Genomic DNA, 22,696 nt, shown 5'->3' on the forward strand with positions numbered 1-22,696 from the left:
ACTACCCAAGCACTGGTCGCACTAGCCCGCAAGCTTGCCCGGGTGGTATTTGCTCTGTTGAAAAACCAGAGCGAATACTCACCTAAAGCGGTTTAGGGGCTAGGCATGAACCATAGAATCTCCCACAGGTTCAGCGTGTAGACACCGGTTTGTGATCGACACCGATCCCCTGTGGGAGCCTGCTCGCGAAAGGGCCGGTCCAATCAGCGAAAATTCCTTGAACAAACCCCTCTATTTCATTCCCCGGCAAAAGTTGGAAAGCTTCTTGCAGTACCCGCCGTGAGCCCGCTCTGGGCGTCAAAAGTTTGCTTTAAAGGAACGAGGAAAACCGGTGGATCGCTCTCAGTTACTCAACAGTGCTCGCTCGAACGTTGCCGATCTCAGTCGAGGCAATCTGGGCGTGCCGCTGTTGCTGCTGGTCATGCTGGCCATGATGATGTTGCCGGTGCCGCCGTTTTTGCTGGACGTGTTTTTCACCTTCAACATAGCCCTGTCAATCGTCGTCCTGCTGGTTTGCGTTTACGCCCTGCGGCCGCTGGATTTCGCGGTGTTCCCGACGATTCTGCTGGTCGCGACCTTGCTGCGGCTGGCGCTGAACGTGGCGTCGACGCGGGTGGTGATGCTCAACGGTCAGGACGGCCACGCGGCTGCCGGTAAGGTGATCCAGGCCTTCGGTGAGGTGGTGATCGGCGGTAACTACGTGGTGGGTATCGTGGTGTTCGCGATCCTGATGATCATCAACTTCGTCGTGGTGACCAAAGGCGCCGGGCGGATCTCCGAGGTGAGCGCGCGCTTTACTCTCGATGCGATGCCTGGCAAGCAAATGGCGATCGACGCCGACCTCAACGCCGGTCTGATCGATCAGAACCAGGCCAAGGCCCGCCGTTCGGAAGTCGCCCAAGAGGCCGAGTTCTACGGTTCGATGGACGGTGCGAGCAAGTTCGTGCGCGGTGACGCCATCGCCGGTCTGCTGATTCTGTTCATCAACCTCATTGGCGGCGTGGCCGTCGGTATCTTCCAGCACCACATGAGTTTCGCCGAAGCGGGCAAGGTTTACGCCTTGCTGACCATCGGTGACGGTTTGGTGGCGCAATTGCCATCACTGTTGTTATCGACAGCGGCAGCGATCATGGTGACGCGTGCTTCCGGTTCGGAAGACATGGGCAAACAGATCAGCCGTCAGATGTTCGCCTCGCCCAAAGCGCTGGCGGTTGCAGCGGGGCTGATGGCGGTCATGGGCCTGGTGCCGGGCATGCCGCACTTCTCGTTCCTGAGCATGGCCGCGCTGGCCGCCGGTGGCGCCTATCTGTTCTGGAAAAAACAAAGTGTCGCCAAGGTTCAAGCGCTGCAAGAGGTCAAGCGTCAGCAAGAGTTGCTGCCATCGCCGGCCCGCGCCATGGAAACCAAAGAGCTGGGTTGGGACGACGTGACCCCGATCGACATGATCGGCCTGGAAGTGGGCTATCGCCTGATCCCGCTGGTGGATCGCAATCAGGGTGGACAATTGCTGGCGCGAATCAAGGGCGTGCGCAAAAAGCTCTCGCAGGATCTGGGCTTCCTGATGCCGACCGTGCATATCCGCGACAACCTCGATCTGGCGCCGAGCGCCTATCGCCTGACCCTGATGGGTGTGATCCTCGCCGAGGCGGAGATCTACCCGGATCGCGAGTTGGCGATCAATCCGGGGCAGGTCTACGGCGCGCTCAACGGTATCAACGCCAAAGATCCGGCTTTCGGACTGGAAGCGGTGTGGATCGAAATCAGCCAGCGGGCGCAGGCGCAATCGCTGGGTTACACGGTGGTCGATGCGAGCACCGTGGTCGCCACTCACCTGAACCAGATTCTGTACAAGCATTCCAGCGAGTTGATCGGCCACGAAGAAGTGCAGCAACTCATGCAGTTGCTGGCCAAAAGTTCGCCGAAACTGGCTGAAGAGCTGGTGCCGGGTGTGCTTTCGCTGTCGCAACTGCTCAAAGTATTGCAGGCGCTGTTGGCCGAACACGTGCCGGTGCGCGACATCCGCAGCATTGCCGAAGCTATCGCCAACAACGCCGCGAAGAGTCAAGATACCGCCGCGTTGGTGGCTGCTGTGCGGGTCGGCGTATCGCGCGCCATCGTCCAAAGCATTGTAGGCACTGAGTCCGAGCTGCCTGTGATCACCTTGGAACCAAGGTTGGAACAAATATTGCTCAATAGTCTGCAGAAGGCAGGACAAGGCTCGGAAGAGGGCGTTCTGCTGGAACCAAGCATGGCCGAGAAGCTGCAGCGTTCGCTCATCGAAGCGGCGCAGCGTCAGGAAATGCAAGGTCAACCGGTGATTCTGTTGGTAGCAGGTCCGATCCGCGCGATGCTCTCGCGTTTTGGTCGCCTCGCCGTCCCAGGGCTGCATGTGCTGGCCTACCAGGAAATTCCGGACAACAAGCAAGTGACGATCGTTGCGACAGTAGGGCCCAACGGCTGAGGTAGTGGTTTATGCAAGTTAAGCGTTTTTTCGCCGCCGATATGCGTCAGGCCATGAAGCTGGTTCGTGATGAGCTGGGCGCTGATGCCGCCATCATTGGCAACCGCCGCATTGCCGGCGGCGTCGAGCTGACGGCGGCGCTGGATTACAAATTGTCGGCGCTGGCGCCGCGGGTTCCGAACATTGAACTCGAAGATGAGCTGCGCAAGACCCAGTCGCGCATCGTCACCGCTCAGGCCGAGTTGAGCCTGCGTGGCGAAGCCGATGGCAATAGCAATCGCCAGATCTTCGCCGGCCTGCCGTTGACCGCTGCTGAACCGCTGAGCGAGCCGACTTACGCCGCACCAGCGCGTCCGGCCCCGGCGCCTGCGCAGTCTTCCGGTGGTGTTGATCCGCGTGCACTGGATTCGATGCGTTTTGAATTGAACAGCCTGCGCGAACTGATGGAAGTGCAGCTTGGCACGCTGGCCTGGAATCAGTTGCAAGGCAAGCGTCCGGCGCAAGCCAACCTGTATCGTCGTCTGCAACGTATCGGTCTCTCCGGTCCGTTGTCGCGCGATCTGCTGGCGATGATCACCGATATCGAAGAACCTCGTCAGGCCTGGCGCATGCTGCTGGCGCACCTGGCGCGGATGATCGCCGTACCGGAAGTCGAGCCGCTGGAAGAAGGCGGGGTGATCGCCATGGTCGGTCCGGCAGGTATGGGCAAGACCACCACGCTGGCTAAACTCGCTGCCCGTTATGTGCTTAAGTACGGCGCGCAGAACGTTGCGCTGGTGAGCATGGACAGTTTCCGTATCGGCGCTCAGGAACAATTGAAGACCCTGGGTCGTATCCTCAATGTGCCGGTGACGCACGTCGACCCGGGCCAATCGCTGGTGCAGGCGCTGGATCCATTGCTGCGCAAGCGCGTGGTGCTGATCGATACCGCGGGCCTGCAAGCCAGCGATCCGGCACTGCGCATGCAGCTCGAAAGTCTGGCCGGGCGAGGCATCCGTTCAAAAAATTATCTGGTCTTGGCAACCACCAGCCAGAAACAGGTTCTAACCGCCGCTTATCATAGTTACAAGCGTTGCGGGCTTGCCGGGTGCATCCTGACTAAACTGGATGAAACGGCCAGCCTTGGCGAAGTGTTGAGCCTGGCGATCAGTCATGAATTGCCGGTCGCGTACCTGACCGATGGCCCACGGATTCCGGATGATCTGCATCTGCCGCGCCGTCATCAACTGGTCAGCCGCGCCGTCAGCGTGCAAATGCAGGAAGAACCCAGCGAAGAAGCCATGGCTGACATGTTCGCTGATATCTATCACAGCCCGACCAAGCAGGTAGGCTGAGGTATTCATGAACAGTTTTTGTACCTACATCGATGGTCTGCCATGCATTGTTCAGGTTGTGAACGCGCAGCCAGTAATGTGGCCTCCGTCTATGCAAGACAAGGTAAAGAAATAACATGGGCAGCATGCATCCCGTACAGGTGATCGCGGTGACCGGCGGCAAAGGTGGCGTCGGGAAAACTAACGTGTCAGTGAACTTGTCGCTGGCGCTGGCAGAGCTTGGCCGTCGGGTCATGCTGCTGGACGCCGATCTGGGACTGGCAAACGTCGACGTTCTGCTGGGGCTGACCCCCAAACGCACGCTGGCCGATGTGATCGAAGGCCGCTGCGAACTGCGCGACGTGCTGTTGCAAGGCCCGGGCGGAATTCGCATCGTGCCGGCGGCGTCCGGCACCCAGAGCATGGTTCACCTGAGCCCGGCGCAACATGCCGGCCTGATTCAGGCCTTCAGCGACATCGGCGACAATCTCGACGTGCTGGTGATCGACACCGCTGCGGGCATTGGTGACTCGGTAGTCAGTTTCGTGCGCGCGGCGCAGGAAGTGTTGCTGGTGGTTTGCGACGAGCCGACTTCGATCACCGACGCCTACGCATTGATCAAACTGTTGAACCGTGATTACGGCATGAACCGCTTCCGCGTCCTGGCCAACATGGCCCAGAGCCCGCAGGAGGGCCGTAACCTGTTCGCCAAGTTGACCAAGGTCACGGATCGCTTCCTTGATGTGGCCCTACAATACGTCGGCGCCGTGCCCTACGACGAAAGCGTGCGCAAGGCCGTGCAGAAGCAGCGTGCAGTCTATGAAGCCTTTCCGCGTTCCAAGTGCGCACTGGCGTTCAAGGCCATCGCGCAGAAGGTCGACACCTGGCCACTGCCGGCCAACCCGCGTGGCCACCTTGAGTTTTTCGTCGAGCGCCTCGTGCAGCAAACGGCAGGGCCCGTGCTATGACAGCCAGCGGTATGAATTACTACAAGAAGTCGGCGCGTGACGCGCAGTACGAACTGATCGAGCGTTACGCGCCACTGGTCAAGCGCATTGCCTACCACTTGCTGGCACGCCTGCCGGCCAGCGTGCAGGTCGAGGATCTGATCCAGGCCGGCATGATCGGTCTGCTTGAAGTCTCGACCAAATACGACGCCAGCAAAGGTGCCAGTTTCGAAACGTACGCGGGCATTCGAATCCGCGGCGCGATGCTCGACGAAGTGCGCAAAGGGGACTGGGCGCCACGCTCGGTTCACCGCAACACCCGTATGGTCAGCGACGCAATTCGCGCAATTGAAGCTAAAACCGGCCGTGATGCTAAAGATCACGAGGTTGCGGCCGAACTCCAATTGAGTCTCGACGATTACTACGGGATTTTGAATGACACCCTGGGCAGTCGCTTGTTCAGTTTCGACGACCTGTTGCAGGACGGCGAACACGAAGGGCTGCACGAGGATGGCGCCAGTGCTCATCTTGAGCCGTCACGCGATCTGGAAGATGAACGCTTCCAGGCAGCGCTGGCGGACGCGATTGCCAATTTGCCGGAGCGTGAGCGACTGGTGTTGGCGCTGTACTACGACGAAGAGCTGAACCTCAAGGAGATCGGTGAAGTCCTTGGCGTCAGTGAATCGCGGGTCAGCCAGTTACACAGCCAGTGCGCGGCCCGTTTGCGGGGGCGTTTGGGGGAGTGGCGAGCGCGCTGAAGGCAGTGTGGGGACACTGCGAACGAGGCCGGTGCGGTGATGAGCGGCACCGGTCTTGCTCCGTTGTGTTCCAGACAGTCTTCGAGTGCTACGCCGGAATGATTGAAATGGCGCGTCCAGGTGCTGGGCGCGTTTAAGACTGCTTGGAGGTCGAATTGGACAAAAACATGAAAATCCTCATCGTTGATGACTTCTCAACGATGCGGCGGATCATCAAGAACCTGCTGCGTGATCTGGGGTTCACCAACACCGTCGAGGCCGACGATGGCATTACCGCCATTCCGGTACTCAACAGCGGAAACATCGACTTTCTGGTAACGGACTGGAACATGCCGGGCATGACCGGTATCGACCTGCTGCGCCACGTGCGTGCCGATGAAAAACTCAAGCACCTGCCCGTGCTGATGGTGACCGCTGAAGCCAAGCGCGAACAGATCATCGAAGCGGCCCAGGCCGGTGTTAACGGCTACGTGGTCAAACCTTTCACGGCCCAGGCGTTGAAAGAAAAAATCGAGAAGATTTTCGAACGCATCGGCTGATGAACGCGCGGGGGAGCTATGGAGCATAACGAATCTTCACAGGGCGATTTCGAGTCGACCCTGAAAAAACACGCGGTCGAACTGGTCGAAAGCCTTGAAAAAGGCAGGTTCGGCGACGCTGTGCAACTGATCCATGAGCTCAATCAGACCCGTGACCGCGGCCTGTATCAGGAAGTGGGCAAGCTCACGCGCGAACTGCACAGTGCGATTGTCAACTTTCAGATCGATCCGCACATGCCGCAGGCTGAGGAAGTGTCGCAAATCACCGACGCCACCGAGCGTCTGGGCTATGTGGTCAAGCTGACAGAAGCCGCGGCCAACCGCACCATGGATCTGGTGGAAAGCGCCACGCCGCTGGTCAATGGTCTGGCTGACGAAGCCCAGGCCTTGAGTGCCGATTGGGGGCGCTTCATGCGTCGCGAGGTCGGGGCTGAAGAGTTCCGTGAACTGGCGCGCCGGGTCGACGGTTTTCTGTCGCGCAGCAGCACGGACAACCGTGCGGTGTCGGGCAATCTGAACGACATCCTCCTCGCCCAGGATTACCAGGACCTCACCGGTCAGGTGATCAAGCGTGTGACGCAACTGGTCACCGAAGTCGAAAGCAATTTGCTCAAACTCGTGCTCATGGCCAGTCAGGTGGACCGCTTTGCGGGCATCGAACATGACCGTGAGGCGATGCTTGCAGAAAAAGATCCACAAAAACATCTCTCGCAGGGTGAAGGTCCGCAGATTCATGCCGATAAACGAGAAGACGTTGTGTCCGGTCAGGACGATGTGGACGATTTGTTATCCAGCCTTGGGTTCTAGAGTTTTGGAATTTTAGGTTTTTTGGGTTTTTAGACCTGTAGGAGCACCCCATTAATGAGCTTCGGCGCCGATGAAGAGATCCTTCAGGATTTCCTGGTTGAGGCCGGCGAGATTCTTGAGCAACTGTCCGAACAACTGGTCGAGCTGGAAAGCCGTCCGGATGATGCAGATCTGCTCAATGCAATTTTTCGCGGTTTCCACACTGTAAAAGGGGGCGCCGGCTTCCTTCAGCTCAACGAGCTGGTGGAGTGCTGTCACATCGCCGAAAACGTGTTCGACATCCTGCGTAAGGGTGAGCGGCGCGTTGATGCAGAACTGATGGACGTTGTCCTCGAAGCACTGGACGCGGTGAACAGCATGTTCAGCGAAGTCCGCGAACGTGCACCGATCACGGCGGCCACCCCGCAGCTGCTGGCCGCCCTGGCGCGTCTGGCCGAGCCGCAAACGGCGGACGAAGCCCCGGCATCTCCCGTGGCCGAGATGATCGAAGACCTGGTCGTCGAAGGCGATTCGGGCGACGTCACCGATAACGAATTTGAACAACTGCTGGACTCGCTGAACGCCGTCAAGGCTGAAGCCCAAGCCCCGGCGGCTGCTGCGCCTGCGCCAGCTGCCGATGCGGCCGCCAGCGATGAAATTACCGATGCCGAGTTCGAGTCATTGCTCGATCAGTTGCACGGTAAAGGCCAGTTCGCGGCTGACGCTGTAGCACCGGCGGCTCCGGCGGCTCCGGCAGCACCGGCGGCGGGCGACAGCTCGGACATCACCGATGACGAATTCGAAGCGTTGCTCGATCAGTTGCACGGCAAAGGCAATTTCGCCGTTGATGCGCTGGAGTCGGCGATTGCCTCGGCACCTGCTGCGCCAGCCGCACCGGCGGCCGCCGCTGCCGGCAGCGATCTGATCAGCGATCACGAGTTCGAATCGCTGCTCGACGAATTGCATGGCAAAGGCAAGTTCTCTGAAGTTGGCACCGCTGCTACGGGTTCCGCTTCGACTGTTGCCACGCCAGCCGCCAAGGCCCCGGCCGCTGCTGCGCCCAAACCTGCGGCCAAGCCTGAACCAAAAGCCGAAACGCCAAAACCGGCTGCCGCTGCCGCACCGGCGCCTGCCCGCGCTCCAGCAGCACCGCCACCGGAAAAACCGGCGAGCGAAGCCGAGACGACTGTGCGGGTCGACACCGCGCGTCTCGACGAAATCATGAACATGGTCGGCGAACTGGTGCTGGTGCGTAACCGTCTGGTGCGCCTGGGTCTGAACAGTGGTGACGAAGCCATGTCCAAAGCCGTGTCGAACCTGGACGTGGTGACGGCTGACTTGCAGACCGCGGTAATGAAAACCCGGATGCAGCCGATCAAGAAGGTCTTCGGGCGCTTCCCACGCCTGGTTCGAGACCTGGCGCGTCAGCTCAAGAAAGAGATCAACCTGGAACTGGTCGGCGAAGAAACCGACCTGGACAAAAACCTTGTCGAGGCTCTGGCCGACCCGCTGGTCCACTTGGTGCGCAACGCGGTCGACCACGGTATCGAATCGCCGGAAGAACGTGAAGATTCAGGCAAGGCGCGGGGCGGCAAAGTCGTTCTGGCGGCCGAGCAGGAAGGCGATCACATTCTTCTGTCGATCTCCGATGACGGCAAAGGCATGGACCCGAACGTTCTGCGTGCCATCGCGGTAAAACGCGGTGTGATGGACAAGGACGCGGCCGATCGCCTGAGCGATAGCGAGTGCTACAACCTGATCTTCGCCCCGGGCTTCTCGACCAAGACCGAGATCTCCGATGTGTCCGGCCGCGGTGTCGGCATGGACGTGGTGAAGACCAAGATTTCCCAGCTCAACGGTTCGATCAACATCTACTCGACCAAGGGCCAGGGCTCGAAGATTGTCATCAAGGTACCGCTGACGCTTGCGATCATGCCGACCCTGATGGTGATGCTCGGCAATCAGGCGTTCGCGTTCCCGTTGGTCAACGTCAACGAAATCTTCCACCTCGACCTGTCGACGACCAACGTCGTGGACGGCCAGGAAGTGGTGATCGTGCGGGACAAGGCGCTGCCATTGTTCTACCTCAAGCGCTGGCTGGTCAGCTCCGCCGCTCACGAAGAGCAGCGCGAAGGCCATGTGGTGATCCTTTCGGTGGGCACTCAGCGGATCGGCTTCGTCGTCGATCAACTGGTCGGCCAGGAAGAAGTGGTCATCAAGCCATTGGGCAAAATGCTGCAGGGCACTCCGGGCATGTCCGGCGCCACCATCACCGGTGACGGCCGCATTGCACTGATTCTCGATGTTCCAAGCATGCTCAAGCGTTACGCCGCACGGCGTATTTGAATCCGGGGCAGCGGGGCGATAACGTCCCGCTGCACCTAATGGAGTGTTTATGGCAGTCAAAGTCCTGGTGGTGGACGATTCGGGTTTTTTCCGCCGCCGCGTCTCGGAAATTCTTTCTGCGGATCCGAGCATCCAGGTTGTCGGCACGGCAACCAACGGTAAAGAGGCGATCGATCAGGCCCTGGCCCTCAAGCCAGACGTGATCACCATGGACTACGAGATGCCGATGATGGATGGCATCACGGCTGTGCGGCATATCATGCAGCGCTGTCCGACCCCGGTCTTGATGTTCTCCTCGCTGACACACGAAGGCGCCCGGGTCACCCTGGATGCGCTGGATGCCGGCGCGGTGGATTTCCTGCCGAAGAATTTCGAAGACATCTCCCGCAATCCGGAGAAGGTCAAGCAACTGCTGTGCGAGAAGGTGCACAGCATCTCGCGCAGTAATCGTCGTTTCAGTGGCTATAGCGCACCGGCTCCGGTGGCTGCGCCTGCGCCGACACCCACGCCAGCGGCGTCGAGCTTCAGCAGCCACAGCAGCGCTGCGGCTCGTCCGGCACCTGCTCCGGCGCCCACCCGCACTTCGGCCGCCAGCGCATCATCGCCCGCGCCGAAACGCAAGGCCTACAAACTGGTTGCCATCGGTACGTCGACTGGCGGCCCGGTTGCCCTGCAACGCGTCTTGACGCAATTGCCGGCCAACTTCCCGGCACCGATCGTCTTGATCCAGCACATGCCGGCGGCGTTCACCAAGGCGTTCGCCGAGCGACTCGACAAGCTTTGCCGCATCAGCGTCAAGGAAGCCGAGGATGGCGACATCCTGCGTCCGGGCCTCGCGTTGCTGGCGCCGGGTGGCAAGCAAATGATGATCGACGGCCGTGGTGCGGTGAAAATCCTCCCGGGCGACGAGCGCCTGAATTACAAGCCGTGTGTGGACATTACTTTCGGTTCTGCCGCGAAATCCTACGGTGACAAAGTTCTGGCGGTGGTACTGACCGGCATGGGCGCCGACGGCCGTGAGGGCGCGCGTCTGCTCAAGCAGGGCGGTAGCTCGGTGTGGGCGCAAGACGAAGCCAGTTGCGTGATCTACGGCATGCCGATGGCCATCGTCAAAGCCGATCTCGCTGACGCGGTGTACGGTCTGGACGATATCGGCAAGCACATCGTCGAGGCGTGTATCTGATGGATGTTCTAAGCCTTATCGGGATCATCATGGCGTTCGTCGCCATCATCGGCGGTAACTACCTTGAAGGTGGTCACCTCGGTGCGCTGGCCAACGGCCCGGCGGCACTGATCGTACTGGGCGGCACCATCGGTGCTGCGCTGCTGCAATCACCGATGAGCGCGTTCAAGCGCGCGATGCAGATCCTCGCCTGGATCTTCTTTCCGCCGCGAGTCGACCTGGCGGGCGGCATTGATCGGGTGGTCAACTGGAGCCTCACTGCGCGCAAGGAAGGTTTGCTGGGGCTGGAAGGCGTGGCTGACGCCGAACCCGACAGCTACTCGCGCAAAGGCCTGCAACTGCTGGTCGACGGTGCCGAGCCGGAAGCGATCCGCAGCATTCTTGAAGTGGATTTCTACACCCAGGAAGCGCGCGACGTCGAAGCGGCCAAAGTCTTTGAAAGCATGGGCGGCTACGCGCCGACCATCGGCATCATCGGTGCGGTAATGGGCCTGATTCATGTCATGGGCAACCTTGCCGATCCGACGCAATTGGGTAGCGGCATCGCCGTGGCTTTTGTCGCCACCATTTATGGTGTGGCCAGCGCCAACCTGATCCTGCTGCCGGTGGCGGCCAAACTGAAGTCAATCGCGTTGCGGCAGTCGCGTTATCGCGAAATGTTGTTGGAAGGGATCCTGTCGATCGCCGAAGGTGAAAACCCTCGCTCCATTGAGTTGAAGCTGCAAGGCTTCATGGATTAAGGGACTGACCTCATGGCTCGTCGTCGCCACCAGGAAGAACACGTCAACCACGAGCGCTGGCTCGTGTCCTACGCGGACTTCATCACCTTGCTGTTCGCGTTCTTCGTGGTGATGTACTCGATCTCGTCGATCAATGAAGGCAAGTACAAGGTCATTTCCGAAGCGCTGATCGGCGTCTTCACCGACTCCGACCGCTCGCTCAAGCCGATTCCGATTGGCGACGAACGACCCAAGACCGTGACCCCGGCCAAGCCGTTGGTCAAGGATGCCGATCAGGTCGACGCCGGTATCGCCGGTGCCAGTGATCCGCTGAAAAGCATCGCCGATGACATCAGCGCCGCGTTCGGCGACTTGATCGCCTCCAACCAGATGACCGTGCGCGGTAACGAGTTGTGGGTCGAGATCGAACTCAATTCCAGCCTGTTGTTCGGCAGCGGTGACGCCATGCCGAGTGACGTCGCCTTCAACATCATCGACAAGGTCGCGGCGATCCTCAAACCGTTCGACAACCCGATCCACGTCGAAGGTTTTACTGACGACCAGCCGATTCGCACTGCGCAGTACCCAACCAACTGGGAGCTGTCTTCGGCGCGCTCGGCGAGCATCGTGCGTATGTTGGCGATGCAGGGCGTGAACCCCGGTCGCCTGGCGTCGGTGGGTTACGGCCAATTCCAGCCGGTAGCCAACAACGCCACGGCCGAAGGCCGAGCGAAAAACCGTCGTGTGGTGCTGGTGGTGTCGCGAAATCTCGATGTGCGTCGCAGCCTTACGGGCACCGGAACGGCCAACGCCAAACCGGATGCCGCACTCAAGCGTGCTGGCACACAAACTGCACCGACCGTGGTCAAGACGCCGGGACGCGAGAGTGCCGTCAATTCTCCGTCGCCCGCATTAACACGCTGAGCTATGTCTCGGTCGAGCATATCGGCCGGGAGGAACGAACCGAATGAGAGTCTGGGCAGTCGCCAATCAAAAGGGTGGTGTTGGTAAAACCACATCTTCCATCGCTTTAGCCGGGTTGCTGGCCGAGGCGGGCAAGCGCGTGGTTGTGGTCGATCTCGACCCGCACGGCTCGATGACCAGCTATTTCGGCTATGACCCCGACAGCCTGGAACACAGCAACTACGATCTTTTTCTGCACAAGGGCAGCGTGCCGCAAGGCCTGCCGGGGCAGTTGCTGCTGTCGACCAGCGACGAACGTATTTCCCTGCTGCCATCGAGCACCGCACTCGCGACCCTTGAGCGTCAGTCGCCGGGGCAGAGTGGTCTGGGGCTGGTGATCGCCAAGAGTCTGGCGCAGTTGTGGCAGGATTTCGATTACGCCGTGATCGACAGCCCACCGTTGCTCGGCGTGCTGATGGTCAACGCCCTCGCGGCGAGCCAGCAACTGGTGATTCCGGTGCAGACCGAGCATCTGGCGGTCAAAGGCCTGGAACGCATGGTCAACACCCTGGCAATGATCAACCGCTCGCGCAAACAGGCGCTGCCGTTCAGCATCGTGCCGACCCTGTTTGACCGCCGCACCCAGGCGTCGCTGGGCACCTTGCGCGTACTGCGCGACAAATTTCCGGACGAGATCTGGCAGGGTTACATCCCGGTCGATACGCGTCTGCGCGATGCCAGCCGTGCCGGTGTCACGCCGTCGCAATTCGACGGCAAGAGCCGTGGCGTGCTGGCCTACCGCGCGTTGCTCAAGCATCTGCTGGCGCAACAACTTGTTCCGCAGGTGGCCTGAGCATGAATCGGCCGCTGAAGTTGACGTCCAAGCCGCAGTTGGCTTTGCAGTCTTATCTGGACAGTTTGTTGGAGGAAATTCCCGACGAATTGCCGGCGCAGGTGGCGGCGCAGCCTGAGGTGATTGAAAGCGCTGAAGCGCTGGATGAATTTCAGGCGGCGGTACTGGAAGAGCAGGCGCGTGATGCACAAAAAGCTGTTGCGCCTGTGGCCGTGCCTGCCGTCGCACCCGTCGCCAAGGCGCCAGTGGCGTTGATCGAAGAAGCCGAACCGGTTCGCGCCTCGGTTTCGACGTTGGCACCGCTGCTGCAAACCCAATTGCTCAAGACCGCGCCAGAACCGGCAGTGATCGAGCCTGCACCGGTCGTCCCTGCACCCGTCGAACAGACGCTGGTCCCGCCACTGGTTGAAGTGCATCTGCCGCCGAGCAACACACCGCCACCGGTGGAAACCGACGGCCGTCCAGCGTGGGCATCGGAAGCTTTCGAATGTTTGCTGTTCGACGTTGCCGGATTGACGCTGGCGGTGCCGCTGGTGTGCCTCGGTTCGATCTATTCGCTGGCCGGTCACGAGCTGACGCCGCTGTTCGGTCAGCCAGAATGGTTTCTCGGGATCCTGCCGAGTCAGGCTGGAAACCTGAAAGTTCTCGATACCGCGCGGTGGGTCATGCCGGATCGCTATCGCGATGATTTCCGTCAGGGCTTGCAGTACGTGATTTCGGTACAAGGTTACGAGTGGGGCCTGGCGGTGCATCAGGTCAGTCGCTCGTTGCGTCTGGACCCGAATGAAATCAAATGGAGAAGTCACCGGGGTCAGCGGCCATGGCTCGCCGGCACGGTGATTGAGCACATGTGTGCATTGCTTGACGTTTCCGCGCTGGCCGAGTTGATCGCCAGCGGCGGGGCAAAGCAATTGGGCGGCAACAAGCCCCTACATAAACCGACATAGCAGCCGACATAACAAGTAGGCGATGGCATTGTTGAATGCCACCACACAGAACACACACCGCCCAGTGCGGTTTTTTCGAGGGGTCAGGGTATGAGTAGTCAGGCGACGAATGCAAAAGGTTCTGAAGATCCGATCCTGCAATGGGTGACCTTCAAACTGGACAACGAAACCTACGGCATCAACGTGATGCGCGTTCAGGAAGTCCTGCGTTACACCGAGATCGCTCCGGTGCCGGGTGCACCCAGCTACGTGCTGGGCATCATCAACCTGCGCGGTAACGTGGTCACCGTGATCGACACCCGCCAGCGCTTCGGCCTGAGCACCGGCGAGATCAGCGACAACACCCGTATCGTCATCATCGAAGCCGACAAGCAAGTGGTTGGCATCATGGTCGACAGCGTGGCCGAAGTGGTTTACCTGCGTCAGTCGGAAATCGAAACCGCACCGAACGTCGGTAACGAAGAATCGGCCAAGTTCATCCAGGGCGTGTGCAACAAGAACAACGAGTTGCTGATCCTGGTCGAGCTGGACAAGATGATGAGCGAAGAAGAATGGTCGGAACTGGAGAGCATCTGATTGATTCTCGAGGTGGCGGTCATTGTCCTGTTCCTTTTCTGGGCAGGCACGCTGGCAATGTTTCTGGCGTACATCAAGGCGCAAAAGGTTATCGCGGCACAACAGGCTCAGGGCGATGCGCTGCGTGATCAGCGCATCAAAGAGCTGGCCAAGCGTGTCGATGATTACCAGAACGGCAACGTGCGCATGGGTGAAGCCCTGCACGAGTTGCGCGCGGTCGTCGGTCCTTTGCCGGACAAGATTGTTCAGTTGGAACAGCGCGACCCTTCCAGCCTATCGTTCGCCCAGGCGGCGAAACTGGTGGGCATGGGCGCGAGCGTCGATGAGCTGACTCAGTCCTGTGGCTTGACCCAGGCTGAGGCGGAGTTGATGCGCAAGTTGCACAAGAGCAGCTAGAAGTTTCGAGTTTCGAGCGGCAAGCAATATCAAAAGATCGCAGCGTTCGGCAGCGCCTACAGGGGAAACGCTAATCCTGATGTAGGAGCGGTCGAAGGCTGCGATCTTTTCATTTATGCATAAAGTACCGCCTGTCGGGACTGTCAGATCTGACAGTAGATAACAATCTTCGATGCTCAACATACTCAAGATGAAATCAACTTCATCAGGGTGTGAATATGAAACTCTTACTGTTCTTGACTTTAGTTTTTTCCGCTGCTGTTAATGCCATGTCTGGTCCGGCGTTAGTGGCAGACTTGAATGCAAAATATCAAAACAATGTTGCGCAGTGTTCAAATGGCACTCCTGCCTATTATTGTTCCGGTGTTCTTTTGCGGGCGGTAGACTACAGCACATTTTTCAAATTCTGGGATTATGGTTCACAGGCGACAAAGCTTGGATCCGTTGCATTCACTTATATCCGCTCGGATGTCGGTAGTACTGCACTTAACGGAAACAGAAAAAGCGGCTTTATCTTGAGGGACCAGACTTCAGCATTGGCGGTGGGTAAGGCCGTGAGTCTGCGTTGTATTTTCCCTTTTCCGACCGAATCACTCAATGAACGGGCAGACCACGGTTGTGGATTTGCACCGAAAGTGGCACAAGCGGATCCTGATCTTGCCAATTGTGCAAAGTTATGGGGCTCTCCCACTACGGCTGCGGCATGGTTGAAAAATTTCAAGGAACATGATTCTTTGCCAAAGAACCAATGTTCGTTAAGTACGGTTGTCGCTGCGCAATTCAAGGCCAGTCTGGAAGCACACAAGCTCATGGATGCAACGTGGACGGCCAAGCCCACTGAGGTCCTGGTTGAAACCTGGGATGAAAGCAAGCCTGAGAAACTTCCAGTCGAGGCCGTGTTTTACGAGGCTTCATCACCGGCTAAATTGGCGGACGCGCAGAAATTTCAACGTGAGTATTATCTTGAGACGTCTTTGTACGTCCCTATTGTGAAAATCAATATGGCCGCAGCCAACAAGCAGATATTCAGTTTTGATGCGAAAGATCAACGATTCGGTCAGTTGGTCGCGGAAAGGCTGAACAGCCGATACAACAGTGTTTCAAATAACTGTAGTGCAAAGCCTGCGTATTATTGCAGTGGTGTGATAGTGCGTACCACTGGGGCCAAGCCGTCTTACCATTCCTGGAATCCAAGCCCTACGGCAATCAACAAGAAAGGGGTTCCTTTTTCTTACCTGCGTAAGGATTTAGGCATCACAAAACTGGTGTGGGGAGATCTTCACGGTTTTATTTTCAAGGATTTCGCGACTGCCGAGCGCTTGGAAACATTCCCGATCAGCCTGCTCTGCTCCTTCCCCACAGACGCCGCAAGCTGGTACCGATCAGGTGATGGCGGTTGTGGTCCGCACAGTAGTTATCCAGCCAATAGTCGTTCCTGTCCGGAAGAGGGCGTAACTACACTTGAGAAGTGGAAGGTTCATTACCGGGCGGTTGCGGGGGGCGGGCAATGGTCCAATAGAAATAAGCACCAATGTGGTTTTACATCCAGTGTCGAGCAATTTGCAATCAGCCTTCAGGCAAGAGGTCAATTTGAACCACCTGCTGGGGAGCGTCCATACCATAATGAAATCATCCTTTCTCTTTGGCCCCAGGATATTCCGAAGCAACTACCGCTTTACGCGTTTTTCTATCTTCAACGCCAAGACGGTGGTTCAGGGGTGACGGGGGCCAAGTACATCCAGCAGGACTATTTCAACATGACCGGTGATGTGTTGCCTGTTATCAGAGTGGATCTTGCACCCGGGGCAGCGGCCGCGTTCAGTTTTCATGAAGCAGATCAGGCCACAGCGGTGAAAGGACGTTAAGCGCGCTCGTCGCGATTGAGGTTGAAAGGCATAAGGTGTGGGTTATCTGCACTTTATGCCTTTTTTTTCGGGGGGATTCAAAGCGTGACGCGCAATACACGAGAAAACATTAGATTATCGTTAGAGCCTGAGCGGTGAACGCTGTAGTTTATCGGCACGACCTTGCCCGCGTTTTCTGTTACCCAGTGTGCCGGAATGTTAAAGGTCATTGACGAACTGTTTTGAATCGGCTGGCTCTCGGTATCCCGGACCACCACGCCATGCCACCTTACTCTTACGGTATAACCGGAAGTCATGTTCAAGAACTTGACGGTTACATTTTTTCTGTCTGCGGAAAGTCGCGGCTGACTGAGATCAAATAGTTGTGGGTCGATACTCAATGAGAGTGATTTGGAAATGAGCAGCGGCGCGCCAGGGGTCGGGCGGACGCTATAGTTGACAGTGACAAGGCTGTCAATGGAATCGATAACTTCCAGGCGAGGAATTCTAAAGTTCAGCTTTCCGGGGATGCCTACGGTCAGTGTCTCGGTGTCATATTTATAACGGCCATTTGTCCAGCGTACCCTCACGGTTTGCCCGCCGAGCATGCCGACGTAGTGTGGCACCTGCACATTGACATGTGTGCTGTTATAAACGTCGTTGAAGTTCAGACGTTTACCGTCAGCACCGTAGGCCTCCAGAACTTTGGGGGCAGTAAGGTCCAATGCATTGAGTTCAGTACTCATCTCTTTAACTCCTTTTGGGGACATCAAGTGCGCGGCGGATTGCCTGCACTGCTTACAGCTCTACTCTCAACACCTGAGAGAACTGGCTTTGCTCATCGATACCGATCTGATTCACGCTGTAGTTGATCAATACGGTTTTCCTTTGTTTTCTGATACCCAGTCCGCGGGGATTGAAAACTCTGCAGTGACCCCTGTTTTCATATCCTGCCATTGCGTCCGGCGGGTGATGATTCCGCCGAAACGGACGCGTGCCTGATATCCGTTGGCCATTGCCGGATATCGCACCGTCACTGTGGTTTGGTCGGGGGTAAGCCTTGGAGGGGGCAGCACGAATTCCTGGGCGTCTACCGCCAGGCTAAGCGGATCGGATCGGTGCAATGGGCCGTTCGGGTAGGTACGTACCGTGAAACTGACGGGAACGGTACTGCCTATGGAATCCACAACTTCCATGCGTGGAACGTTCAGGTTCATTGCGCCAACGGCCGTCACCGGTGTGATTGCACTGTCGTAGACATGCCGCGCGGACGCGTAACGGACACGAATGGTCTGCCCAATCGCCATTCCTACATATTGTTCAATCTGAACTGTTATGTGCCTGGCAGTGTAGATGTCGGACATTTTCAGGCGATCACCTTGCGCGCCATAGGCTTCCAGGACTTTGGCGGGCTTCAAGATGATTGTGGTTTTGACTGTGAAGGATTTAGCCTCGGACTCGGGCGATGCACTTCCACGAGCCACGCGCAAGGTGACATTGACCGCGCTTTGGTCGCTTTCATTGGCCCAGGCGAGGGGGGGCGGAAACACCAGCGTTCCGCTTCCTGAATAGGTTTTGGTTGCCGTTTCGCGCTCCACCCGCCCTTGCCAGTGAACCAGCACATTGTCGCCCTTAGCCAGACCGATACCGGAGGCGACGACCTGGATATCCGTGACGTATGCAGGATCCAGTACGCCACCTTGTTCACCTGTTACGGTCGGTGCCGGAATACGGTTCACATTTACGCTGACCTCAGTGGGAATTGACCAACGCGCATTCACATGCGGACGGTTCCCGCAGCGGTCGATCACCTGATAGGTAATTAAATGCTTGCCGTCACCCGCACGCTTTATCAGTTGCTCATCGAACTTGAGAAGAATCGGATGATTTTGCGGATCGCTGATTTGCTCAGCAGTGACAGGGTAATGGGTTACCTGCTCTTCATTACCCCATCGCGCGACGATGCGGTCGAATACAGTGATGTTTTCATAAGGCTCAATCCGCATGGCAATGCCTTGCTTCGCCATTTCGCTATCGACGCCATCCTTGATATCCGGAATGAAGGTGTAACGTAGCCCGGGATGACCGAGCGGTTCGGGTTTGTCGAGTACGCCTCCCGGTAACGTGGTTTTGACCAGAACCTTGAGTTTGAAAGAGTCGTTTTCGTTCCCGCTGGTACGTATGACTCGATAAAAACACGGAAATACGCTTCCATCCTTGATTTGAGTGGCCGGAATAAAAAATTGCAGGGGGTCAGTGAGTTCTTCGGGTGTATCGATAATCTCCGTGCTAATCGGGGTGATGTCGTCATCCCAGAAGAGCTGGCAGCTTTGGCCATATCCATTATCAAGCCAGGGACCAACGATAATGAGCAGATTGTCCTTCACGAGGTCGGCGCCTATGCCACCGTGATAGCCCTCATCACCAGCCATTGGTGAAATCCATCCGGGAATTGTCGGGGCATAAAGCGACTGCGCGCTGCTGTCCGCAGGGCTGTCATCAGCTTTTAAAATTGAGGTCATCGGGGCTCACCTGTTGAGGATAGCGCCGGGAACCATTCCGCCGGCGCTGTCAGCCCATCTGGCGACAGCGGCGAGTTTCTGCGCAACTGTCAGATCTGACAGTCGCGACGAACGGTGTTTAGCGAAGAGTTGTCTTGATTCAGGCGTAAACGGGCTCAGTAATCGTCGCCACGCGCGGTAACGTCCTTCTCGACCATCGGCGCCTCCGGATCCTGTCCATGCGGAAATTTCCCCTTCAGATTCCATGCGAACGCGATGATCTCGGCGATGGTGCGGTACAGCTCTTCGGGAATACTGTCGCCCAATTCCATCTGTGCCAATAGCCGTACCAGTTCGGCGTTCTCATAGATTGGCACTTCGCAGTCGCGGGCAATGCGCAGGATTTCTTCGGCCAGTTCCTCGTCACCCTTGGCGGTGAGGGTCGGGGCGTGGTTGCCGTCGTATTTGAGGGCGATGGCCTGGCGTGGAGCGGTAGCGTCGTTCATGCAGTTTCATCAACCCAGCGGTGTTCGAGACGGGTTTGGTTGCCTTGCGGCGGGGTGCCGTGGTGGCAGTCGAGATCGCCGACATTCAAGCCGCGATCCAGCAGGCGCTGGCGTAGCGCGGCCAGATTGTTTTCGATCAGGTCAGCGGTGTAAGGACGTTCGGCCCAGAGCTGACTCGACAGGCTGCCACTGATCAACTGCGCCTGAATCTGCATGGGCCCCAGCGGTTCCATGTCGAACGCCAGATCGACGCGCCACAATTGTTGCCTGGGTTCGCGTTCGTCGCGGCGCTCGTTGGATTGAGGCTCTTTTTCCGGCGCCTCTTCGCGCTGGAACTTGACCTGCAGCGGCACGATGTCCTGCAGGTTGCGCATGGGGATTTCCAGTTGCCAGGTGCTGAGCAGGCGCCCGTCATCGGTGACGCCAGTCTGTTCCAGGCTCGACAACTGATGGCTTTGCAGGCGTGAAACCGCAGCGGCCGCCAGGCGCAACAGATGCTCCAGATCGCCTTCGCCTTCCAGGCTTTGCAGCAAGCGGTCGGGCAGCGGAAAGCCGCCGGGCACCGGTTTGGCACTGACCTGGCCGAGGGTGCCGAGGGCGTTGCGCACGAAGCTCGGCAGCGCTTGCGCCAGTGTGTTGGCGGCGAGGATAGCGTTGAAACTGGTGCTGCTCGGCAACCCAGGCGTCAGTTGCGCGATCAGCTTGAGCAGATCGGCTTTCATGTCCGGAGCCAGCGTCGGGGTTTGTCCGGTCAGCAGTTTCGCTTCGAGGAACGCGCCGCTGTTGGCCAGCGCCAAGGCAACGCCTTTGGCCGTGCTCATTTGCTGCACATCCGGCAGGCCGGCGAGCAGTTTGTTGACGGCGGCGCGCACATCCGCCGACGTCTGATCGGTGGCTGGCGGCAGGCTTTGCAGCACCTTCAACAATCCATCCAGCGAACCTTGGCGGCTTTGCTGACCGACCAGTTGCTGGCTCACCGCCAATTGCTCCTGACGACTGCTCAGCGGTACGAATGTAAGGGTTTGGGAATCCTGTACCCGTGCCGAAAGCAAGGTGCCGATGCGCAGCGGCTGTGGGCTGTCGACGGTCAACGTGCTGCCGCTTAGCGCGGTATTGAGCAGGCTGACCATCGAACGAAAAACCGTCGCTTGCCCCGGTGGCTGCGGCAACGCCTGCGAAGTCACCACTTTGCCCTGTAGCAATGTGCCGACCGGCAATTGCGCGGTATCGATGCGGGTGAGGGTGGCGACGCTGCTGGCAATCGCCTGCTGCACGGTAATCGCCAGATTGCCCGCCGACGGCTGAGTGATCGCCAGACTGGTGCCTTGCGCCAACGGCAGGTTGCTGGTCGCTTGCACGGTGGTTTGCCGACCGCTGTCGAGGGTCACCTTGAGCAGCAGTTGAAAGGTCTGATCCGCCTGTTTGAGCGATAACACCTCGGCCTTGGCGCTCTGGCCGGCACCGATCAAGCCTTCGACCGGGGTCAGCAGTTTGAGCAACTCACCCACCTGCGGGCGAGCATTCGCCGGGGTGGTTGGCGGGAGCGGGAGGATGTTCATTTCGCCTGTCATACGCGGACACAACCTGAGGAAATTGCACTCTTGAGAGTAAGGCACGGCATGTATAATGCCGCCCGTCTTGCGCTTCGTTCAAAAAACATAGCAATTGTTTGACGCAGCTCTCTAGATCGAGCCGTCAATGCATCTATGCTGCATCTCTTTAACGGCCGTGCCAGAGCCGACTTGAACCGTATAAGGCCCGTGATCCCTTGACCAGTCCTGTCCTGCAAACTGTTGCCCTCGCGTGTGAACGTGATCTGCGGCTGCTTTTCGAAAATCTCGAATTGAGGCTGGCCAGTGGCGATATGGTGCAGATCAGCGGGCCCAACGGCAGCGGTAAAACCAGTCTTTTGCGGTTGTTGTCCGGTTTGATGCAGCCGACCAGCGGCCAGGTGTTGCTCAACGGTCAGCCCCTGACCGAACAGCCGGCCGAACTGGCGCGCAACCTGTTGTGGATCGGCCACGCCGCCGGAATCAAGGATCTGCTGACCCCGGAAGAAAATCTGTCCTGGCTTTGCGCCCTGCATCAACCCGCCGAACGCGAGTCGATCTGGCAAGCGCTGGCAGCCGTAGGATTGCGCGGATTCGAAGATGTTCCCTGTCACACGCTTTCCGCCGGGCAACAACGCCGCGTGGCGCTGGCGCGGTTGTATCTCGACAGCCCACCACTGTGGATTCTCGACGAACCCTTCACCGCCCTCGACAAGCAGGGCGTGGAGCAACTCGAAGCGCATCTGGCGAGCCACTGCGAACGCGGAGGCCTCGTTGTATTGACCACACACCACACACTGAGCCGGATGCCGGCCGGTTATCGCGACATCGATCTGGGGAACTGGGCTGTATGAGTGTGTTTGGCCTGCTGGTTGCCCGTGAATCCCGACTGCTGTTTCGCCGCCCGGCGGAACTGGCCAATCCGCTGATTTTCTTCGCCATCGTCATCGCGTTGTTCCCGCTGGCCGTCGGCCCGGAAACTCAAGTGTTGCAAAACCTGTCCCCGGGGTTAGTCTGGGTGGCGGCGCTTTTGTCGGTCCTGCTCTCGCTGGACGGGCTGTTTCGCAGTGACTTCGAAGACGGCTCCCTTGAGCAGTGGGTCCTTTCGTCGCACCCGCTACCACTTCTGGTCTTGGCCAAGGTGCTGGCACACTGGCTTTTCTCCGGTCTGGCACTGGTTCTGCTCTCGCCCTTACTGGCGTTGATGCTGGGTTTACCTGCCGCGTGTCTGCCGGTTTTGTTGCTTTCGTTGTTGCTGGGCACACCGGTGCTGAGCTTGCTCGGTGCGGTGGGCGCGGCACTGACGGTCGGTTTGAAGCGTGGCGGCCTGTTGCTGGCGCTGCTGATTCTGCCGTTGTACATCCCGGTATTGATCCTCGGCAGTGGCGCCTTGCAGGCGGCGTTGCAAGGCATGCCGGCGACCGGGTATCTGCTGTGGCTGGGTAGCCTGACCGCCCTGGCGATCACCCTGACACCGTTTGCAATAGCTGCTGGCCTGAAGATCAGCGTCGGCGAATAATAATGAGGTCTGATCATTTTTTGATCGCTTTTTTTAAAGAAAAAGCATG

General features: G+C 58.4%; 21 protein-coding genes. 17 read left to right on the forward strand and 4 right to left on the reverse strand.

Annotation, left to right across the window (positions count from 1 at the left end):
- Positions 1-331: 331 nt before the first annotated feature.
- From flhA to AACY11_RS13025, 15 genes are all read left to right on the forward strand, one after another.
- Positions 332-2,461 (forward strand): flagellar biosynthesis protein FlhA, encoded by a 2,130-nt coding sequence (gene flhA / locus AACY11_RS12955; protein ID WP_339433589.1) that lies wholly within the window; start codon positions 332-334, stop codon positions 2,459-2,461.
- Positions 2,462-2,472: 11 nt separating this feature from the next.
- On the forward strand, positions 2,473-3,795 hold the full coding sequence (gene flhF, locus AACY11_RS12960) for a flagellar biosynthesis protein FlhF (protein WP_339494932.1): 1,323 nt from the start codon (positions 2,473-2,475) through the stop codon (positions 3,793-3,795).
- A 116-nt stretch (positions 3,796-3,911) separates the two neighbouring features.
- Positions 3,912-4,742, forward strand: coding sequence for a flagellar synthesis regulator FleN (gene fleN, locus AACY11_RS12965; RefSeq protein WP_003222917.1), 831 nt, complete (start codon positions 3,912-3,914; stop codon positions 4,740-4,742).
- Entirely contained in the window at positions 4,739-5,479 is a 741-nt protein-coding gene (fliA, locus tag AACY11_RS12970) for an RNA polymerase sigma factor FliA (RefSeq protein WP_003222919.1), read from the forward strand. The genes fleN and fliA overlap by 4 nt, the downstream gene beginning before the upstream one ends.
- A gap of 167 nt (positions 5,480-5,646) precedes the next feature.
- Positions 5,647-6,018, forward strand: coding sequence for a chemotaxis response regulator CheY (locus tag AACY11_RS12975; protein ID WP_221731959.1), 372 nt, complete (start codon positions 5,647-5,649; stop codon positions 6,016-6,018).
- An 18-nt stretch (positions 6,019-6,036) separates the two neighbouring features.
- Positions 6,037-6,825, forward strand: a complete 789-nt coding sequence (locus AACY11_RS12980; RefSeq protein ID WP_221731958.1) for a protein phosphatase CheZ — start codon at positions 6,037-6,039, stop codon at positions 6,823-6,825.
- Between the two features lie 54 nt (positions 6,826-6,879).
- Positions 6,880-9,150 (forward strand): chemotaxis protein CheA, encoded by a 2,271-nt coding sequence (locus tag AACY11_RS12985; RefSeq protein WP_339494933.1) that lies wholly within the window; start codon positions 6,880-6,882, stop codon positions 9,148-9,150.
- A gap of 49 nt (positions 9,151-9,199) precedes the next feature.
- A complete protein-coding gene (locus AACY11_RS12990) occupies positions 9,200-10,333 on the forward strand; it encodes a protein-glutamate methylesterase/protein-glutamine glutaminase (protein ID WP_339433592.1) in 1,134 nt (377 codons plus the stop codon).
- Positions 10,333-11,073, forward strand: a complete 741-nt coding sequence (locus AACY11_RS12995) for a flagellar motor protein (protein ID WP_339433593.1) — start codon at positions 10,333-10,335, stop codon at positions 11,071-11,073. Before AACY11_RS12990 ends, AACY11_RS12995 begins: the two co-directional genes overlap by 1 nt.
- Before the next feature lie 12 nt (positions 11,074-11,085).
- Positions 11,086-11,976: a flagellar motor protein MotD gene (gene motD, locus AACY11_RS13000; RefSeq protein ID WP_339433594.1), complete on the forward strand. Its 891-nt coding sequence runs from the start codon at positions 11,086-11,088 to the stop codon at positions 11,974-11,976.
- A 43-nt stretch (positions 11,977-12,019) separates the two neighbouring features.
- Positions 12,020-12,808, forward strand: a complete 789-nt coding sequence (locus tag AACY11_RS13005; RefSeq protein WP_339433595.1) for a ParA family protein — start codon at positions 12,020-12,022, stop codon at positions 12,806-12,808.
- 2 nt (positions 12,809-12,810) lie between these two features.
- On the forward strand, positions 12,811-13,755 hold the full coding sequence (locus AACY11_RS13010) for a CheW domain-containing protein (RefSeq protein WP_339433596.1): 945 nt from the start codon (positions 12,811-12,813) through the stop codon (positions 13,753-13,755).
- 90 nt (positions 13,756-13,845) lie between these two features.
- Positions 13,846-14,331 (forward strand): chemotaxis protein CheW, encoded by a 486-nt coding sequence (locus tag AACY11_RS13015; RefSeq protein WP_095050193.1) that lies wholly within the window; start codon positions 13,846-13,848, stop codon positions 14,329-14,331.
- On the forward strand, positions 14,332-14,727 hold the full coding sequence (locus tag AACY11_RS13020; RefSeq protein WP_339433597.1) for a DUF2802 domain-containing protein: 396 nt from the start codon (positions 14,332-14,334) through the stop codon (positions 14,725-14,727).
- Between the two features lie 218 nt (positions 14,728-14,945).
- Positions 14,946-16,592 (forward strand): hypothetical protein, encoded by a 1,647-nt coding sequence (locus AACY11_RS13025; RefSeq protein ID WP_339494934.1) that lies wholly within the window; start codon positions 14,946-14,948, stop codon positions 16,590-16,592.
- A 77-nt stretch (positions 16,593-16,669) separates the two neighbouring features.
- On the opposite strand, the gene AACY11_RS13030 is transcribed toward AACY11_RS13025, so the two are convergent.
- The 4 genes from AACY11_RS13030 to fliK all read right to left on the reverse strand — a co-directional run bounded on the left by AACY11_RS13030 (position 16,670) and on the right by fliK (position 21,149).
- Positions 16,670-17,317, reverse strand: a complete 648-nt coding sequence (locus AACY11_RS13030; protein ID WP_095126512.1) for a hypothetical protein — start codon at positions 17,315-17,317, stop codon at positions 16,670-16,672.
- A 126-nt stretch (positions 17,318-17,443) separates the two neighbouring features.
- Complete coding sequence (locus AACY11_RS13035) at positions 17,444-19,093, reverse strand: hypothetical protein (protein ID WP_339494936.1); 1,650 nt, start codon at positions 19,091-19,093, stop codon at positions 17,444-17,446.
- Positions 19,094-19,248: 155 nt separating this feature from the next.
- A complete protein-coding gene (locus AACY11_RS13040) occupies positions 19,249-19,578 on the reverse strand; it encodes an EscU/YscU/HrcU family type III secretion system export apparatus switch protein (protein ID WP_339494937.1) in 330 nt (109 codons plus the stop codon).
- A complete protein-coding gene (fliK, locus tag AACY11_RS13045) occupies positions 19,575-21,149 on the reverse strand; it encodes a flagellar hook-length control protein FliK (protein ID WP_339465213.1) in 1,575 nt (524 codons plus the stop codon). The genes AACY11_RS13040 and fliK overlap by 4 nt, the downstream gene beginning before the upstream one ends.
- A gap of 197 nt (positions 21,150-21,346) precedes the next feature.
- Between fliK and ccmA the strand changes: the two genes are divergently transcribed.
- On the forward strand, positions 21,347-21,982 hold the full coding sequence (ccmA, locus tag AACY11_RS13050) for a cytochrome c biogenesis heme-transporting ATPase CcmA (RefSeq protein ID WP_339494939.1): 636 nt from the start codon (positions 21,347-21,349) through the stop codon (positions 21,980-21,982).
- Entirely contained in the window at positions 21,979-22,647 is a 669-nt protein-coding gene (gene ccmB / locus AACY11_RS13055; RefSeq protein ID WP_007919970.1) for a heme exporter protein CcmB, read from the forward strand. Before ccmA ends, ccmB begins: the two co-directional genes overlap by 4 nt.
- The last annotated feature ends 49 nt before the right edge of the window (positions 22,648-22,696 follow it).

Source organism: Pseudomonas sp. RA_105y_Pfl2_P56, from assembly GCF_963970845.1.
In the GTDB taxonomy this organism is placed as follows: Bacteria; Pseudomonadota; Gammaproteobacteria; order Pseudomonadales; family Pseudomonadaceae; genus Aquipseudomonas; species Aquipseudomonas baetica_A.